The following is a 17,368-nucleotide window of genomic DNA, read 5'->3' on the forward strand; positions in this document are numbered from 1 at the left end:
TGCAGGGATGACATCAGTTGAGTTAAAAATAACTACTAGGTCTTATAATGAACCATAATAAGTATATAGTAAGATTGTCATTCATTATATTGTTTCTTAATATTGTCATAAATATGATGTTTTATCGTTATTTTATGATAAAAGAAATGATAGTAAAACAAGTGGCTTTGGAACATACTAAAATTGTAGAACTTTACACTGATAATATTTGGAATACTCATCAGAACGTAATCAGTAAATTACACAAATTCGATTATTTAAAACTATTACAAGATCAAGATTTTATTAATTTTGCAAAGATTACCGCTCAATGGTTCACCAATCTTAATATTAATATTTCTCTCTACGATCTCAAAGGTAATAAATTCATCACTAGTAATATGTTACATATGTATAGTGTAGACAATTATAAAGATGATAGTTTGGTTGAGATAGTTACCACAAAAATCGATAAATTTTTTTTAAAATCCTTTACTTCAAAGGCTCCGCTTCGAGATGCTTTTGAAGGTATTACAAGTCATATATTATTACCAAAGGTAGTAGTAGAAAATGAAAGTGATTTAACAGTGGAAGAGGCTTCTTTTATTACTAGCTATATCCCTGTTATAAATAATAATTTAGATTTTCCCGTAGATGCAGTATTTGAGATTAACACTAATATTACCAGCCAGTGGCAAAATATAACCTCTCTTGAGCAAAAGGTTTTTATAACTTTTATCATTATTTTTATAATATTCTGCACTATAATTATTAGTAATACTAACTATGCTAGACAAATCATTGAGGAGCAGCTTGAAATAAATAGAAATTTAAAAGCTCAAATAGTAAAAGTAGAAAAAACCAGCTCTTCAAATACAAAGTTTTTTGCTAATATTAGTCATGAATTGCGTACACCGCTTAATGCTATAATAGGCTTTTCGGAAATTCTTATGTCCGAAAGAGATGCAGAAAAAAGTAAAAATTATATTAAAGATATAAATGATGCCGGTAAGCATTTGCTTAGTATGATTAATGATATTTTAGATCTTTCTAAAGCTTCTGCCGATAAATTAAAAGTAGATAGTATAGATCTTGATTTAAATAAATTAATTCGTTCTTCGCTGATACTTGTTAAGCCTCGTGCCGATCAAGCCGAAGTGGCTTTAATTAGTAGATTACCGAAAGAGCATGTGGTTATAAAGGCTGATCCAAAAAGGCTAAAACAAGTATTCTTAAATCTTTTATCAAATGCCGTGAAATTTACAAATTCCGGAGGCAGTGTTACTATTGCACTTGAAAAAGATGAGTTAGCAAAATTAGTATATATAAAAGTTATAGATACCGGTATCGGTATTGAGGAAAAAGATATCCCAAAAACTTTATCGGCGTTCGGTCAAATTGATAGTGAGCTTAGTAGAAAATATGAAGGTACCGGTCTTGGGTTGCCGCTTACTAAAAAGCTGGTTGAACTTATGAACGGTAAATTTGATTTGCAAAGTAAGATAAATGAAGGTACCACCATAACAATAACGTTTACATATGACGGTAGTATTGAAATATAAAAAATTGTGTGGAATATTAAAAAAATTTCGGTATTATAAAAAAATTATAAATTTTTAAAAAATATATGAAACTGATTGTCTTATTATTTACTTTTTTATTTTCTATGTTTTCTTTCGGAGAAAGCGAAACTATTAAAGGAAAGCCTTTAAAATATGCAGCAAATAATGATTTTGAAAATAGACTAGATGAACAGGAACAAGAAATCAGAAGGCTAATCAGTAAAGTTGAGGTTTTACAGCATAAAATTGATATGCTAACTCAGAACTCAAATATTTCAAATCAAGAAGAAAATACTGAAATTTTAGAAGCCGGTGATTCAAAAAAACAAGATGTTTTTGATATAGCTTTGCTTAAAGATATGACGGATAATGCGCCTAAAAAACCTATTGCGGTTAATAAGGATATAGCTCCTGATAAGCAAGCCTATGATTTGGCTCTTGCTGCTTATAAAGATAATAAACTTACTGAAGCAAAAGATAAGTTTAAAAATTTTATCCAAAAATATCCTAACAGTTTGCTAATTAGTAATGCTTATTTCTGGTATGGGGAATGCTTTTTTAAACAAAAAGACTATAACGGGGCAGCGGTTAACTATTTAAAAGGCTATAAAGAGTTACCGAAAGGAGCAAAATCTTCCGATGGGTTATTGAAGTTAGCACTTTCCTTAGGCGAACTAAAAAAAACTCAGGAAGCATGTAATATGCTTGCTAAGTTTGATAAGGAATTTCCAACTAATAGAACTGCCGCATCCAAGAAAATGGCAGAAGATGCTAAGATTAAATTTGGCTGTAAAAATAAATAAAAATAATAAAATATGACTGATATTTTGGATGAAGTACTGAGTGATCAAAATGAAGAAAAAAGGTTAATTTTTTTCAAAAAGCTTTTACCTATAATAATAATCATTTCTATAATAGTTATTACTATAATGGTTGTTATTAATAATAATAAAGATAAAAGAATTAAAAATAACCAAAAAAACGGAGATATTCTTATTAAGACTGTTGGTTTGGAAACAACAAAAGATAATGAAGAATTAGCTTTGAATACTTTAGAGAATTTAGTTACTACTAGTAATACTAAAATCAAAGAAATAGCTGCATTAGCACAAGTAGCCATAAAGATTTCAAAAAAAAAATATTCAGAAGCGAAAGACCTGCTTAATAAAATTATTGAAAATAAAGAATATTCCGAAATTTCTACTTCTTATGCACGTATTTCATGGTGTAGTCTTGTTATTGATGATCACAATCTAGATATTCAAGATAAAGAGAAATTGACCAAATATTTAAACTATTTTGATGACGAGAAAAAACCTTTTTGGGCTACAGCAACTATTATAAAAGCTATGTGGGATATTAAGAATAATATGAAACCGCAAGCAGAAAAAAATCTAAAAAATTTATTAATTTCAAATAATGTATCTGATCTAATAAAAGATCAGGCTAAAGCATTGCTTGTAAATTTAAATAAATAATAATTCGTACTTAAGGAAAAATATGACAAAAAAAATAGCACTTCTGTTATTACCGTTTATTTTAATTTCATGTAACGGGCTTGGCCCAACAAGGGTAAAAAATATTGTTGAGTTGACTCCTAAATTAGCAATTCAGACTCGTGAGCCTATATATTTAGATTCTAATGCAAATATATATGCATTTAATGCAAATATGCTTAAGAATAAACAGTATAGTTTCACTAGAAGTAAAACGATTACCGAGCCGGTTTTTATAGGCGATATGATTTATGCATTGGATATTAGATCGAATATTTCTGCATTTTCTATAGAGAAAAATAAGATTATTTGGTCTTATAATTTAAGTAGACATAAAAAAGATAATTATATAGGCGGTGGAATTTTACACCATAACGGAAAATTATACGTAACATACGGTTCAAGGTTGTTAGTAGTGCTAGATGCAAAATTAGGTTATGAAATAATTAGAAAAGAACTTCCAGATATTATTAGAATTAAGCCTATTGTGCTCAATGATAATACTGTCTTAGTGCAAACTATCAGTAATCAAACTATTGCTTTAAATGCAGAAACTTTAAAAACCGTATGGGAACATGAAAGCCTAGCGGAAGTTTTATCGGCTAGTTATTTTATGACGCCGATAGTACAGCATGATAATGTAATAGTAACTTATAATTCCGGGCAAATACTTGCCTTAAATATAACAAACGGTGAAGTAAAATGGAATTTTGAGTTTACAAATCTTAATGATCGTACAGCTATACCGAATTTTGACGAATCAAGTATTTTATGTACTCCCGTTCATGATAATATGAATCTGTATATAGCAACCGGTCTTGGTAAGCTTATTAAGCTTAATGTAGCAACCGGCAGTGTAATTTGGCAGGTAAATGCCGAGGATATTCAATCAATGTCTTTAATCGGTAATAGTCTATTTGTAACAAATAATGCTAGACAAATAGCAGCATTTAATCCTGAAACAGGGAAAGTAAAGTTTGTAGCTGATTTAAATGATGGACAAGATCCTAAGAAACTAAAATCTGCTGCTTTTTTAGTACCTTTTGTTGGAGTTAATAATAACAATAAGCGAAGTTTAAATGTTATTTCCATTAACGGTGTTTTATATAGTTTTGATGTTGATAATAATGGATTAAACATGATACCTCATGTTGTCAAAATTATAAAAAATATTCGTTATTATGGGCTAAGAGCAAATAATAATTTATATTTTTCTACCGATAGAAAAATAATATTTGGAAGTAAATAAATTATATTTAGCTTGACAGATAGTGGGTATTAATGCTATTAAGTATGTTGCTTGATTCTTTAATTTTAAATTCTAATTAAAAAGATACTATTGTGAAAACTTACTCGGCAAAGCCATCGGAAATTGAAAAGAAATGGTGGGTTATAGACGCAAAAAATATTGTACTAGGACGACTCGCTAGCAGAGTTGCTAATATGCTACGCGGTAAGCATAAGCCTAGCTTTACACCTCATTTAGATTGTGGTGATAATATAATCATAATAAATGCGGAGCATGTAAAATTAACAGGTAAAAAAGCAAATCCCAAAGACGGAAAAATATATTACAGATATACAGGATTTCCAGGTGGGATAAAAGATACTACGGCAGGTAAAATCTTAAGTGGTAAACACCCTGAGAGAGTTATTAAAATGGCCGTAAAAAGAATGATTACAAGAAATGCTTTAGGTGCTAAGCAAATGAGTAATTTGTATGTTTATGCAAATGGTGATCATCCTCACATGGCACAGCAACCTACTGTTTATGATTTTGCAAGCCAAAATCCAAAAAATAAAAAGTAATAGAATATGCCCGAGTTAAAAATTAAAACAGAAAAAGTAGAAAAGCAGTTAACTAAAGAACCTTTAGTATTAAAAACTCCTAAAGAAAAAATAGATAATTTAGGCAAGTTTTATGCTACAGGTAAAAGAAAAAATGCTATAGCACGAGTATGGCTTAAAGTAGGAAAAGGAAAAATAGTTGTTAATAAAAAAACAATAGCCCAGTATTTTCCTTCTGAAACTTATGTGAAAACTATCTTACAGCCGTTTATCTTAACAAAAACTATTGATCAGTATGATATAATTTGTACTGTTAGAGGTGGAGGAATTTCAGGACAGAAAGGTGCTATTTTACATGGAATTTCTAAAGCTTTAGATAAATCTGCTCCAGATTTTCATGCTATTTTGCGTAAAGGTGGTCTTTTAACACGTGATTCCAGGGTAGTAGAGCGTAAGAAATACGGACAACGTAAAGCACGTAAGAAAACACAATTCTCTAAACGTTAAGATACAATTTGAGAAGTTGCTAGTCAATTGTTGCGTGGATCAATTTTTTATTGTCATCCCGCGACTTGATCGTGGGGTTCAGCTTAAAATATTTAAATTAATTAGTATTTTAAGTTATTTTTTTGGGATACCGTGGTCAAGCCACGGTATGACACTAAGTACATTTTAAGCCATGCAACTGCTTTTATCTAGAATGACACTTCTTAACAAATTATATAAACACTTTTCCCCTGGCGGGGTAGCTCAGCTGGTTAGAGCGACGGAATCATAATCCGTGTGTCGGGGGTTCAAATCCCTCCCTCGCTACCATTCATCCGTCTTTTTGACAGTTCTATAGTAAACTGATTTGAACTTTGTGCTTCGTTGTTCATCCTCTCGTCTATTATATATATAGGCTCTACCTTCGTGCCTGGCACAAAATGGGGGTGAGTTTACTATAGTACTGTTAACAGTTCCATAGTTTTTAATAAAATTAGATAAATATTAGGCTTCTTGCATAACCTATTTTATAAAGAGGAATTTGAAGGAGGCACAGAACATAGAACCGGAGCGTAGCCAAATCTATGTAAGGATGCGAGTACTAGATCCAAATTACCTTTAGAAAGAGATTATGCCAAGGAGTCTATATTTATATTAGGTTCTGTGAAGATCTCTAAAACGATTTGACTTGCACTAAAAAATATCTCAAAATAAAATCAATTAGAAATCTTTACAAAGCCTAGCATTTTATGAAATTGCTTTTAACAAGTTTAATTTTTATATTTATGAGCTTTCTTCCAATATATGCTAAATCCTTACTTAAAGGGTTCATGTATCTGAAAGATATTGATCCTACAATTATTCAAAATATGCATTATTATTCAGATGAAAATTTTGTTGGTAAAAAGGTAGATGGTTATAAAGCACCGGAAGCAATTTTAACCATATAAGCTGTTAAGGCTCTTAAAGCAGTAACAAGCTGAGATACAAAAAGATGGTTATTCACTGATTATATGTATATAGGCCACAAAAAGCTGTACAACATTTTTAAGATGGAGCAAAGATAATATTGATCAAAAAATAAGGAAAGCTTTTACCCATATATAGATTAAGTCTAAATGTTTTATATTAAGTTATATAGCTGAAAGATCTAGTCATAGTAAGTACTGTAGATTGATCAATAATAAAGCTTCAGAAGGAAGTTAATAATAATTCTGAAGTCATTATTAAGAGAAAGCTGAAAGACGCGCGTGTTATAATCCTCTTTTAGATGACAATATGGTAGACATGTATACTTCTTTTGACTTATTTGATGAAGCTTTACCTCATTATAGTAAATTAATTGATAAGTAATATTTAGCAAAACGTAATTATTTATGTTCTAAGGTGCAAAAACATAATTTTAAAGCATGTAAAATTGAGTGGTGGCATTATACAACTTGTAGATGAGCCTTATAAAGATCAATATTTTAACTTTGATATAGAAAAAAACACTATGACAGTATTCAGTGAGAAAAGATGCATACCATGTGAGGGTGGAGTCCCGCCACTTGAGAAAAAAGAAATTGATAAGTTATTAGTTCAATTACAAAGTGAGTGGCAAGTGAATGCATTAGGGCCTCTTTATAAAAAATATAAATTTTCTAATTTTATAAAAGCTATGGAATTTGCAAATAAGATAACTGAAATTGCAGAGCAGGAAGCACATCATCCCGATTTCACTATATCTTGGGGAGCATGTAGTGTGAAAATATGGACTCATAAAATCGACGGTCTGATGGAAAACGACTTTATATTGGCTGCAAAGATAGAAAGTAAAATCTAATTATTTTCAGGTTGAATTACTTAAGTGAAAAGAATAATAGCAAAAATCACACAAGTATCAACAGCTAAACGATGGTTTCTTATTAAATTAATTGAATTATAACAATAATCTTAATTATAAACATAAAGTAACGTTATGCCAAATTATCATATTAAATTTTTACCAAATATAGTTAAGTTAATCGGTTATTTTTGTAGACTTATTTTATTACCAAATTTAATACCAGCTGATTCTAGTGAAAATAGTTATGACCAAAGCCTTGATAGAAATAAGGTATATTTTGTACATTTAAAACCTTTTTCTAATACCTCTACATATTTTTTAGATGAGCATCCTGATCATACCTTTGTACATATTGCTGATAAAAAATATATTTTATATGGATTGGTTAGAGAGCTAAAATTTGCGTTTGAAGATATAAATTCATGATTTTTAATGCCGGAAACTCAAATTGATACGGTTAATTGGGAAACTGAAACAACAACAAATTACTGTCTAAGTAATTTCATTATAAACTTATTTTATATAAGAGAAGTAAAAGATTTTATTGCTAATATAACTATATCTAATCTAGCAAATGCATTTACTGCACATATAATCGGTGATAATAATTATAACCTAATAAAGAATGATAGTACGTACATATTATATGATTGCATCTAGTTGTGATAAAGCTTAGTTTATTGTCTAGAGGAACAAATGAGTGTGTTGTATTTACTTTAGGCAATAATACGGATATTTCATTATTTAGTGCTATAAATGAATGAATTGAAGGTGATAAAGAGGTAAATAGTGCTGTTCTACAAGTACTATATATATAAAATTTTTACTGAATTAATGATTCAAATTCTTTTACGACGGCTTGGTAAAGTTTACGTTTAAACGGTATTATAATAGATAAGAGTTCATCAAGTGATGCCCAACGCCATTGGTCAAATTCCGGATTAGAGGTATTTATATTAATATCTTCATTATTTCCGGTAAACCTAATTAAAAACCAGCGTTGTTTTTGTCCACGAAAATTACCGTTCCACAGTTTAGGTATTAAAAAGCTTGGTACATCATAACTATACCAGAATTTGCTTTCGGCAATAATATATCCTTTATCGCTGCCTATTTCTTCTAACATCTCACGCATTGCTGCAATACTTGGTGTTTCGCCGGGAACTATCCCACCTTGCGGCATTTGCCATGCAGATATTTTTGTATCTATTCTTTTACCGACGAATATATGGTTATCGGCATTTAATATCATCATGCCGACCCCTGGTCTATATGGTAAATCAAGATGTTTTTTGGAAGAATTGCTCATTATTTTTTTACTTTAAAAAATCAATTATAATTTTACTACTTTATTTTTACCCGTTGTTTTAGCTTCATACATAGCTTTGTCAGCACGTTCAATGAAAGATTCTATTGATTCTTCTTTTTTATATTGCGTAACTCCGATTGAAATAGTTGTTTTTAAATGTTCAATTTGATCTTCAATGTGAAAATTCATATATTCTATTTTAACTCTAACTCTCTCCGCAGTTTCAATTGCTTTAGAAATATCTATATCCGTTAAGAGTATAGTAAATTCTTCACCGCCGAATCTTGCTATTAAGTCTGTTACTCTGAGAGTATTCTTCAAAATACGGGATACAATTGTTAAAACCTTATCGCCTGCTTGATGACCGTAAGTATCATTTACATGTTTAAAATTGTCGATATCGCACATAAGTAAACATAATTTAATACTGTCTTTATTAGTTTTCTCAATAATTTGTTTGAGATGTATATCGAAATAGCGACGATTAAATAAGCCGGTTAGACCGTCTTTAACTGCTAAATTGACACTTTGTTCAAGATCATTACGTAAATTATCTTGATATTGCTTACGTCTTAATTGTGTTCTAATTCTAGCAAGCAATTCGCTTTCCTCTATAGGATAAACGAAATAATCATTAATACCGAGTTCAATACCTTTCACAACCAAAGGCATACCGTCTTCATCAATTTGTAAAATTATTACTACGCCGCTTATTTCTGCTTTACCTCTTAAAATAACACTGATCCTCAAAGGATCGTCATTTTCGAGCGTACTACTGATAATTACTAAATCGGGGGTATATTCATTTATAATATCTAATTCATCGGAATTACTTATTACCTTTACGTTTTGGGTAAGCTTAAGTAACATTTGTTTTATATTTTTAGCTTGTACCACATCATCATTAATTAGTAATATTTTTTTATCTGCAAAAGTGTCATGCATTTCGATATTTGTTACGCCTAATAATGCATTAGTGCTATTACGAAGCTTTAACTCATCAATTAAGCTTTTCATTCTAGATAGCGATTTAAGTCTTGCAAATAGAGCAGTATCGTTAATCGGCTTTGTTAAAAACTCATCAGCTCCTGCCTCAAGACCTTTAACTCGATCATCAATATCGGAAAGTGCAGTTACCATTACAACCGGTATATGAGTAGTTTCCGGATCGGTTTTTATCGTTTTACATACCTCACATCCATCCATTCCCGGCATCATAACATCAAGTAGTATAATATCAATTTTTTCTTTTTTAAGAATTGCTAGTGCTTCTTTACCGCTATTTGCAGTAAGAACTGTATAATACTCTTTTAAAAGTTTGGCTGCTAGTAACTTAATATTGGGTTCTATATCATCTACTACTAATATTGTGGTCATAAGATTAAATTCTTGTTTTTAAAGGAAATAATTTGTATATTTATATTTTAATTTTAAGTCTTAAATGTATGATATATGAAAATTTCAGCAAATTCAATTAGAACAGGTAACATATTAGTGTATAATAATGATTTATGGGTTGTCAGCAAAACACCGGAACATACTCAACCCGGGAAAGGTGGAGCTTATGTACAAGTTGAGATGAAAAATTTAAAAACAGGGACAAAGCGTAACGAAAGATTCAGTTCTGCCGATTATTTAGACAAAGCTGAACTTGAACAAAAAGATTATCAATTTTTATATTTTGAAGGTGATGGTTTGGTATTAATGGATACTAAACATTTTGATCAAATAAATATTTCTAAGGAAATGTTAGAAGAAAAATTATCTTTCTTAACTGAAAATATGATTGTTAAAGTCGAATTTTATAATGGCAAGCCTTTAAATATTGAGCTTCCTCCAACTGTTATACTTGAAATTAGTGAAACTGATCCGGTAATAAAAGGAGCAACCGCTACCGCTTCTTATAAACCAGCAATTTTAGAAAACGGTATTAAAGTTAAGGTCCCGCAATATTTAGAAATAGGAGAAAAAATTGTTGTTAAAACTGATGATATGACATATGTCGAGCGAGCGAAGTAAGCTGTTTTATTGAACTATGGATACCACCCTGTCATTGCAAGCCGTAGGCTGCGTGGTAATCTCGTTAAATATCCTGAGATTGCTTAGTCAAAACTTACAGTTTTTTCTCGCAATGATGACTTTCAGCATCCACTCAGGCAATGCTTTTAGCTAGGAATGGTATCAATTTTTTAAAGCCATACGACATAATTTCTAAAACTAATATCTTAAATTAAAAATATCAAATGCAACCTATAACTAATTTATTAATTAATGCCCTGCGTAAAGCTGTTAAGTTTTTGCATAGAGATTTTTTAGAACTCGAAATGCTACAAAAAAACTCTGTAAGAAATGAAGAATTTTGTAAGCGATCTTATTTAAAATTAAAAACTTTATTATGTGAAGAATTACAAAAATATACACAATATTTATTTTTTCCGGAGGATAAATTCGATTTAAATAATAATTATGAGAGTGTTTTTTTAATTCATCCTATAGATAGCCCAAATAATTTCGCCAGAAGCATACCTTTTTTTGCGATATCCATAACTTATTTAAAAAGGAATCAAGAAGTTTTCATTCCTACTTCTACAGTAATATATTTTCCTGCTCTTAATGAAATTTATTATGCTGAAAAAGGTAAGGGAGCTTGGATAGAAAAAAATAATTTAAACTCTAATTATCAAGGATTAAGACTTAGAGTTTCCGATAATGCCGATTTAAAAAACTGTTTAGCAATTATTGAAGGTGTAAATCATAATGATTTGGAGGAGATAGAGGTAGATAATATTAGATCTTTTGGTTCTCTTTGCTATGGGGCTACGCTTGTAGCGTCAGGTAAAGCTGATTTAATATGTTTATCATTATTAAATTTTACATTATATTATGCATTTGAGCTTTTTATTAAGGAAGCAGGCGGGATAATTATGGATTCTAGCGATAAATTTCTATATTCAAATCGTTATATTGCTAAAAAACTTAAAAAATATTAGACAAGAAATTATTTTAGATTTGCATTTTTATTGTTATAATAATATTAATATAATTATTAATTCATAAAGTTATGGCACATTATAAAGAGTTTGAATTTGATTGCGATTTTAGTGGACAAAGAGCCAAGTTTAAGTTTTATATAGGTACGCCTCAAGAAGGGCATCATCCGCTACAATTTCAAGCAAAATGGTTATCTGACGAAAGAGGTGGTACTATTCCTGATGATGTTATGAAAGCAATATCACAGCTAAATGATCTTGCCAAAAAAAACAGTGTTTCACTCCCGGATTTATGCGTATATGCTCTTGGTTCTGCGCAAGAAGTCCAAGCTACCCCTCAAGACGAAGATGAAAACGAGAGTGAGAACCAAGAGGATAAAGCAGAGCAGGCATAGTTAAAAATAATAAGGAGATTCATAGAGATTAAAATGAAACAATATAATGATTTATTTAAAATTATTCATCGCGAAGGATATATATTTATTGCTAGCTTTGCATTAGTAAGTTTTTTATTAGCATCATTTAATGAAAAGCTTGGCTGTATTGGATGTATTGCTACTGCTTGGTGTATTTATTTTTTCCGTAATCCTGATCGCTTTGTGCCTATAAGTGATGATCTGGTAATAAGTCCTGCAGATGGAATAATTCAAGAAATTAAGGAAGCATTGCCGCCTCCGGAATTAGGACTTGGTGATGTGGAAATGATTAGAGTGAGTATTTTTCTCAATATTTTTAATGTCCATGTTAATAGAATCCCGGCAAACGGAAAAATTTTAGCACTTCATTATAATCCAGGAAAATTTTTTAATGCTTCACTCGATAAAGCTAGTATTTATAATGAGCGTCAATCAGTATTAATGGAAATGGCTCAAGGTCAGAAAATTGTTTTTGTTCAAATAGCCGGACTTATAGCAAGGCGTATAGTTTGTGATTTAGAAGAGGGTAATGAAGTTAAAACGGGTGAGCGATACGGTATAATTCGTTTCGGTAGCAGAGTAGATGTTTATCTACCGTTGAAAACAGCTTTATTAGTGAGTAAAGGGCAGACTGCTATAGGCGGTGAAACTATCATTGCTGATTTTGGACGTAAAAAGACAACAGAATTTAAGTTTGAGAGGAAGTAGCCTCATAACTTTAAAACCGTCATTGCGAGCAGCTGTAGGCATGGTTTATTTATGTCATTCCCGTGTAGGCGGGAGGGAATCCAGTGAAACGTATAAAAAACAAGTTTTTTATCTGTTTATTTTATCAAATATATAATTTTGTACCAATTAAGGTTATTTTTTCTGGATTCCTGCTTTCGCAGGAATGAGACATTGACAGCCATGCAACCATACTGTTTTTCCCTTGCAATGACGTGATAAATACATTTTGAGTATAAAAATTGTTAAAAATTCGTAAGTCTATAATAACTAAGCCTGTACCTCTAATAAAATTAATTCCCAACTTTATTACGTTGCTTGGTTTAGTAACCGGTATGAGTTCTATAAAATTTGCTTTGGATAGCAGATGGGAACTTGCGGTATATTGTATTATAGTAGCGGCAATTATTGACGGTATCGACGGTAGAATAGCAAGGATGCTAAATGCAGTTAGTCCATTTGGTGCAGAGCTTGATTCATTATGCGATTTTGCTAATTTCGGTATAGCTCCTGCCTATCTGATATATTTATGGTCTTTTCAACAATATGAGTATAAGGTATTTTCATCAGCGGTAATGTTATTATTTATAGTGTGTATGGCACTACGTTTAGCTCGCTTTAACGTTGGTATTTATCAACCGAAACAAGATAAAACTGACTATTTTTTTACCGGTGTACCTGCTCCATGCGGTGCTTTACTTGCTTTAATGCCTGTAATGATAGATTTTGAAATCGGTACGTTATTAAATATCAATACCCGTACTCATACTATAACAATTAATATATATTTGGCTATTATAGCTTTTCTACTTGCTAGTAGGCTTCCTACAATTTCAACAAAAAATTTGAGTATTAAACCTGAATATTTATCGCTTGCAATGATTTTAGTGGCTATTGTTATTATAAATCTTATCATATATCCATGGTATTCACTGCCGTTAATTGCAGTTATATATATTCTTTCTATACCAATTTGTTATTTTTTTAAACATAGAGGGTATTGGTAAAGTTAATGATGCCGAGTGTATTACAACAAGCTATTGACAAATATAAACATCATCCATTTACTAAATATGTAATTATTATAGCCTTAGTCATATTTAATTTATTTGGGATATAGAATTTATGTTTGGGCCAATACACAATCTACGGATAATGCTTACATAGATGCAGATATTTCAAATGTTAGTGCTGAAGTTAGCGGTGTTTTAACAAAGTTATTTGTTACCGATAATACTAAAGTTAATAAAGGCGATCTGATAGGTGAAATTGACGATAGAGATTATAAGGCAAAGCTTGCAGCACTTGAAGCATCTATTGAAGCTTGCATAAAAAATATAGAAATTATAGAGCAAAAAATCTCAATAGGGCAGAGTAGCCTAGAGCAAGCAGCTGAAAAATTAAAACTTAATAAAATAAGCTTTGATATTGTTGCAACAGATTTTATGAGAGTGCAGGAGTTAAATAAGGCAAAATTTGCTAGCTCTAAAACGTTAGATGATTCTAAAAACGCATATCAAAAAGCCAAAACGGATTATAAACAAGCACAGTTAGATTTAGATATATCTAAGCAACGTTTACAGCTTCTTGAGCTTGAAAAAGCAGCAGAACAGGAAAAACTTAAAGAGCTAACAGAAAATAAAAAAGTAACCTTAAGGAGCTTACACAATACTAAACTTATTGCTATGGTACCCGGTATATTCAGTAATAGTAGTTTAGCAGTTGGAAATTACATAGTACCGGGTAGGGTGTTGTTTTCTATAGTTCAAGATAATACTATGTATATTCAGGCTAATTTTAAAGAAACACAAATTCAGAAATTTAAGTCCGGCATGAAAGTCAAAATTGAATTTGATGCTTTGCCTAAAAAGGTAATTTACGGGAAGATTCGTAATATTGCTCCTGCGACTGGCTCTAAATTTAGCTTAATCCCACCAGATCATGCTACCGGTAATTTTACTAAAAGCGTACAACGTGTACCTGTTTTAATAGATTTTGAATCCCCAAATGCAAATCTAGTTCCCGGCATGTCAGCAATCGTATCCATTAGAACGGATCAAAGTACATAATTTTTGTTAAAAAATAGCAATAATTATTCTATTAAAAGTACATATTCTAGTATTTATTTACTGATTACTTAAAAAGCTATATAATATGAGTAATACCAAAAGTAATAATTAATATGCAAAGATATTTAGATCCCACTAATTGATAGTGTATTTAAAAAAATCTTTCGTGATTTAGAGAGGTTCAAGGAATTTATCAATGCAGTTCTTGTACTACCTGAGGGGCTTAGAATTAAAGCAATAGAATTTATACCTGTAGAGCAAGTACCTATGCTCGATACAGGGAACAAGAAGCATATTTGATTTAAAGGTTAAAGATGAAGCCGGTAGCTGATATATAATCGAGATGCAAAAAAGAAATGAAAGCGATTACTTAAAAAGAGTGCAATATTATTCTGCTCATTCTTATGTACAGCAACTTACACAAGGAATAAAGCATAAAGATTTATTACCGGTAATAGTTATTTCACTTATTAAGACTAAAATGCTTGAAACTAAAACAAATATTTATTTGATTTTTCCTATGTATTTATAGAGCTTAAAATTTTGATAAAGATAAGCTTGAAACTACTATAGATGAGTGGCTACATTTATTTATAGTGTGCAGACACAGAAAACAGCCCACCTGCAAATATAAAGAGCGAGAAGGTATTAGATGCATACAAATAATAGAAATGCATAACCTCACCGCCGAAGAATATGATGCCTATATAAGAGCGAAATTAATGGAAGATGCCGAGGAAATAGCTTTAGGAAGAACAGTGTGAAAAAGGGAAAGAAAGAAGCATAGAAATAGCAAAGAACTTGTGACTTAAAGATATAGATGTCAATATAATAGCAGATTCAACAGGGCTAACTATAGAAGAAATAGAAGAGCTAAAAGCAAAAATAGAAAATTCTGAAACTAGTTGATTAATTATTTGCTCTTTAACTCTGCTAATTCTTTCTTGAGTTTTATTACTAAAGTTTGTAATTTTTCAAATTCTTCGCGAGTGACGTAATTACCTTTAAGTATTTTATCCTCAATTATGCCACAGCTTTTATCCGTTATACTATTTAAGGCTTTTTGTGCTACGCTGCTAGCTCCAACGGCTACTTTTAAAATATTATTTGTTTTCATAGTACCTCTATCGATAAAGCATGCAAGCCGCTATTAAATTCATCGGCAAGTAAGTTATTAATCGTGCGATGATTGGCAATTAGGCTTTTCCCCTGTAATGTTTCTGCAGCAATTCTTATTTTTATATGGCTGTGAATTCCGTTATAATGACTAGCATGTTTATAGCTTTCATCTATTATTTCTTGAAAATGTGGTTTTAACACACTTAATTTTTCTTGTATCCTTTCTATGCGGTTCATATTTTTATTTCATTTACAGTAAAAATGTCCTAATATTCTTAAGTATATAATTTTATGATACACATGGCAATGTCGGAATTAAGAACGAATTATAAAGATTTACAAGATGCGATAGATAAATTGGAAAAAGGCGTATGTTTTGCTTGTAGATTAGTTAATTATGATGAAATAGAATTTATAGAGCAGGGTAAGCATTTTATAATTGAAGATTTAGATCAAATCATTGAAGATGTAAGCAAAGAACTTAATATTTTTTCAAAGTTTAAGAAAATAAAGCAAGATAGAATATTATTTATCCTAAATACTACTAATTCTGACTTAATTAAAAATTTTGCTAGAAAATTATATTTATTTTTGCAGCTTTATATTAATGAACAGAAGCCGGCAATTTATATGAATTGTTATATTGCTAGTATTAAATTTCCAAAAAAAGTAAGTAATAATGCTAAAGAAATTGAAAAAACATTAAATATGTTACTTTCACAAAATAATAATTATTATTACCGTGAATATAGCAGTACAGAACATGATTTGGAAAATATAAGAAAATCTAATCTTCAGCTTAACTTACTACGACAAGCCTTAGCAAAAAAGATTATGCGATTTGCTTATCAGCCTATAATAGATCGTAATACTATGAAGATTCATTATTATGAATGTCTGCTTCGTATACCTGACGAGAACGGTGTTTATATTTCCGTAGGTCCTATAATCCCTATTGCTGAAAATAAAGGATTAATTTTTATAATTGATCAAATTGTTTTAGAAATGACTGTTAATGAACTTGCCCGCAACCCTAACTTAATGTTAGCCGTTAATATTTCAAATATAGGAACAGGCGATGAAGCTTTATGGGAAATAGCAGAAAACTTATTAAAAGCTCATAATGTTCGGGATCGTTTAATTATTGAAATTACGGAAACTTCTTTCAATCAGCATTACGATAAAATAACTTTATTTATTAATAAACTACATAAGTACGGATGTAAATTTGCATTAGACGATTTTGGTGCGGGTTTTACTTCTTTTAAACAACTTCAAAGTTTACCAATTGATATTATCAAAATTGATGGTAAATATGTGCGTAGTATTACAAGTGATGTACAAAGTAGGTATTTCGTAGAAAGATTAATTAAAATTTCAGAAGATTTAGGTATTGAAACGGTAGCTGAATTCGTAGAAAACGGAGAAATAGCTAAATTTTTAATTGATCTAAAAGTCGGTGGGCTACAAGGAAACTTCTATTCCGAAGCAAAATTTGATAGGGTGGATGAGGTTTAATGATTGTCATACTGAACCGGTTTTGTTGCATGGCTCTTGAAAAAGACTGCGATGTCATGCCGTGATTTGACCACGGTATCCA

The 17,368-nt window shown here is 30.6% G+C and carries 22 protein-coding genes, 1 tRNA gene and 2 pseudogenes; 21 read left to right on the forward strand and 4 right to left on the reverse strand.

Features of this window, described 5'->3' with window-relative positions:
* Positions 1-47: 47 nt before the first annotated feature.
* The 13 genes and pseudogenes from BG75_RS02120 to BG75_RS02170 all read left to right on the forward strand — a co-directional run bounded on the left by BG75_RS02120 (position 48) and on the right by BG75_RS02170 (position 7,799).
* On the forward strand, positions 48-1,541 hold the full coding sequence (locus tag BG75_RS02120; RefSeq protein ID WP_062811276.1) for a sensor histidine kinase: 1,494 nt from the start codon (positions 48-50) through the stop codon (positions 1,539-1,541).
* A gap of 65 nt (positions 1,542-1,606) precedes the next feature.
* The gene (ybgF, locus tag BG75_RS02125; RefSeq protein WP_062811277.1) at positions 1,607-2,344 is read left to right on the forward strand and encodes a tol-pal system protein YbgF; all 738 of its coding nucleotides are present in this window, start codon (positions 1,607-1,609) and stop codon (positions 2,342-2,344) included.
* A 12-nt stretch (positions 2,345-2,356) separates the two neighbouring features.
* Complete coding sequence (locus BG75_RS02130) at positions 2,357-3,019, forward strand: DUF2659 family protein (protein ID WP_062811278.1); 663 nt, start codon at positions 2,357-2,359, stop codon at positions 3,017-3,019.
* A 22-nt stretch (positions 3,020-3,041) separates the two neighbouring features.
* Positions 3,042-4,286, forward strand: a complete 1,245-nt coding sequence (locus tag BG75_RS02135; protein ID WP_062811279.1) for an outer membrane protein assembly factor BamB — start codon at positions 3,042-3,044, stop codon at positions 4,284-4,286.
* Between the two features lie 92 nt (positions 4,287-4,378).
* Complete coding sequence (rplM, locus tag BG75_RS02140; RefSeq protein ID WP_004996373.1) at positions 4,379-4,846, forward strand: 50S ribosomal protein L13; 468 nt, start codon at positions 4,379-4,381, stop codon at positions 4,844-4,846.
* Positions 4,847-4,852: 6 nt separating this feature from the next.
* Positions 4,853-5,332, forward strand: coding sequence for a 30S ribosomal protein S9 (gene rpsI, locus BG75_RS02145; RefSeq protein WP_062811280.1), 480 nt, complete (start codon positions 4,853-4,855; stop codon positions 5,330-5,332).
* Between the two features lie 34 nt (positions 5,333-5,366).
* The gene (locus tag BG75_RS10325) at positions 5,367-5,501 is read left to right on the forward strand and encodes a hypothetical protein (RefSeq protein ID WP_305140759.1); all 135 of its coding nucleotides are present in this window, start codon (positions 5,367-5,369) and stop codon (positions 5,499-5,501) included.
* Positions 5,502-5,564: 63 nt separating this feature from the next.
* Positions 5,565-5,641: transfer RNA gene (locus BG75_RS02150), tRNA-Met, on the forward strand.
* Between the two features lie 419 nt (positions 5,642-6,060).
* On the forward strand, positions 6,061-6,261 hold the full coding sequence (locus BG75_RS02155) for a hypothetical protein (RefSeq protein WP_062811281.1): 201 nt from the start codon (positions 6,061-6,063) through the stop codon (positions 6,259-6,261).
* Positions 6,262-6,598: 337 nt separating this feature from the next.
* Positions 6,599-6,760: pseudogene (locus BG75_RS09505) on the forward strand (peptidase M15).
* 46 nt (positions 6,761-6,806) lie between these two features.
* Complete coding sequence (locus tag BG75_RS02160) at positions 6,807-7,136, forward strand: 4a-hydroxytetrahydrobiopterin dehydratase (protein WP_062811858.1); 330 nt, start codon at positions 6,807-6,809, stop codon at positions 7,134-7,136.
* A gap of 135 nt (positions 7,137-7,271) precedes the next feature.
* Positions 7,272-7,565 (forward strand): hypothetical protein, encoded by a 294-nt coding sequence (locus BG75_RS02165; protein ID WP_062811282.1) that lies wholly within the window; start codon positions 7,272-7,274, stop codon positions 7,563-7,565.
* Between the two features lie 6 nt (positions 7,566-7,571).
* The gene (locus BG75_RS02170) at positions 7,572-7,799 is read left to right on the forward strand and encodes a hypothetical protein (RefSeq protein ID WP_062811283.1); all 228 of its coding nucleotides are present in this window, start codon (positions 7,572-7,574) and stop codon (positions 7,797-7,799) included.
* Positions 7,800-7,962: 163 nt separating this feature from the next.
* Here the strand turns inward: BG75_RS02170 and BG75_RS02175 are convergent, their stop codons facing one another.
* On the reverse strand, positions 7,963-8,448 hold the full coding sequence (locus BG75_RS02175; protein WP_004996360.1) for an RNA pyrophosphohydrolase: 486 nt from the start codon (positions 8,446-8,448) through the stop codon (positions 7,963-7,965).
* Between the two features lie 24 nt (positions 8,449-8,472).
* Positions 8,473-9,825: a PleD family two-component system response regulator gene (locus BG75_RS02180; protein ID WP_062811284.1), complete on the reverse strand. Its 1,353-nt coding sequence runs from the start codon at positions 9,823-9,825 to the stop codon at positions 8,473-8,475.
* A 75-nt stretch (positions 9,826-9,900) separates the two neighbouring features.
* Here BG75_RS02180 and efp point away from each other — a divergent pair, with 75 nt between their 5' ends.
* The 7 genes and pseudogenes from efp (at position 9,901) to BG75_RS09510 (ending at position 15,181) form a co-directional block, all read left to right on the forward strand.
* On the forward strand, positions 9,901-10,467 hold the full coding sequence (gene efp / locus BG75_RS02185) for an elongation factor P (protein WP_062811285.1): 567 nt from the start codon (positions 9,901-9,903) through the stop codon (positions 10,465-10,467).
* A 224-nt stretch (positions 10,468-10,691) separates the two neighbouring features.
* A complete protein-coding gene (locus BG75_RS02190) occupies positions 10,692-11,438 on the forward strand; it encodes an inositol monophosphatase family protein (RefSeq protein WP_062811286.1) in 747 nt (248 codons plus the stop codon).
* A gap of 71 nt (positions 11,439-11,509) precedes the next feature.
* Complete coding sequence (locus tag BG75_RS02195; protein WP_062811287.1) at positions 11,510-11,833, forward strand: DUF2610 domain-containing protein; 324 nt, start codon at positions 11,510-11,512, stop codon at positions 11,831-11,833.
* A 33-nt stretch (positions 11,834-11,866) separates the two neighbouring features.
* Positions 11,867-12,562, forward strand: a complete 696-nt coding sequence (locus tag BG75_RS02200; protein ID WP_062811288.1) for a phosphatidylserine decarboxylase — start codon at positions 11,867-11,869, stop codon at positions 12,560-12,562.
* Positions 12,563-12,822: 260 nt separating this feature from the next.
* Entirely contained in the window at positions 12,823-13,587 is a 765-nt protein-coding gene (pssA, locus tag BG75_RS02205) for a CDP-diacylglycerol--serine O-phosphatidyltransferase (RefSeq protein ID WP_010976983.1), read from the forward strand.
* Positions 13,588-13,595: 8 nt separating this feature from the next.
* Positions 13,596-14,649 (forward strand): annotated as a pseudogene (locus BG75_RS02210) (HlyD family secretion protein).
* A 343-nt stretch (positions 14,650-14,992) separates the two neighbouring features.
* On the forward strand, positions 14,993-15,181 hold the full coding sequence (locus tag BG75_RS09510) for a PD-(D/E)XK nuclease family transposase (protein WP_062811289.1): 189 nt from the start codon (positions 14,993-14,995) through the stop codon (positions 15,179-15,181).
* 381 nt (positions 15,182-15,562) lie between these two features.
* Here the strand turns inward: BG75_RS09510 and BG75_RS02220 are convergent, their stop codons facing one another.
* Positions 15,563-15,766, reverse strand: coding sequence for a hypothetical protein (locus BG75_RS02220; protein WP_004996338.1), 204 nt, complete (start codon positions 15,764-15,766; stop codon positions 15,563-15,565).
* Positions 15,763-16,005, reverse strand: a complete 243-nt coding sequence (locus BG75_RS02225) for a BolA family protein (RefSeq protein WP_062811290.1) — start codon at positions 16,003-16,005, stop codon at positions 15,763-15,765. Before BG75_RS02225 ends, BG75_RS02220 begins: the two co-directional genes overlap by 4 nt.
* A gap of 54 nt (positions 16,006-16,059) precedes the next feature.
* Between BG75_RS02225 and BG75_RS02230 the strand changes: the two genes are divergently transcribed.
* Entirely contained in the window at positions 16,060-17,286 is a 1,227-nt protein-coding gene (locus BG75_RS02230; RefSeq protein ID WP_062811291.1) for an EAL domain-containing protein, read from the forward strand.
* Positions 17,287-17,368 lie beyond the last annotated feature (82 nt).

It is taken from the genome of Rickettsia endosymbiont of Proechinophthirus fluctus (genome assembly GCF_001602635.1).
Classification (GTDB): Bacteria; Pseudomonadota; Alphaproteobacteria; order Rickettsiales; family Rickettsiaceae; genus Rickettsia; species Rickettsia rickettsii.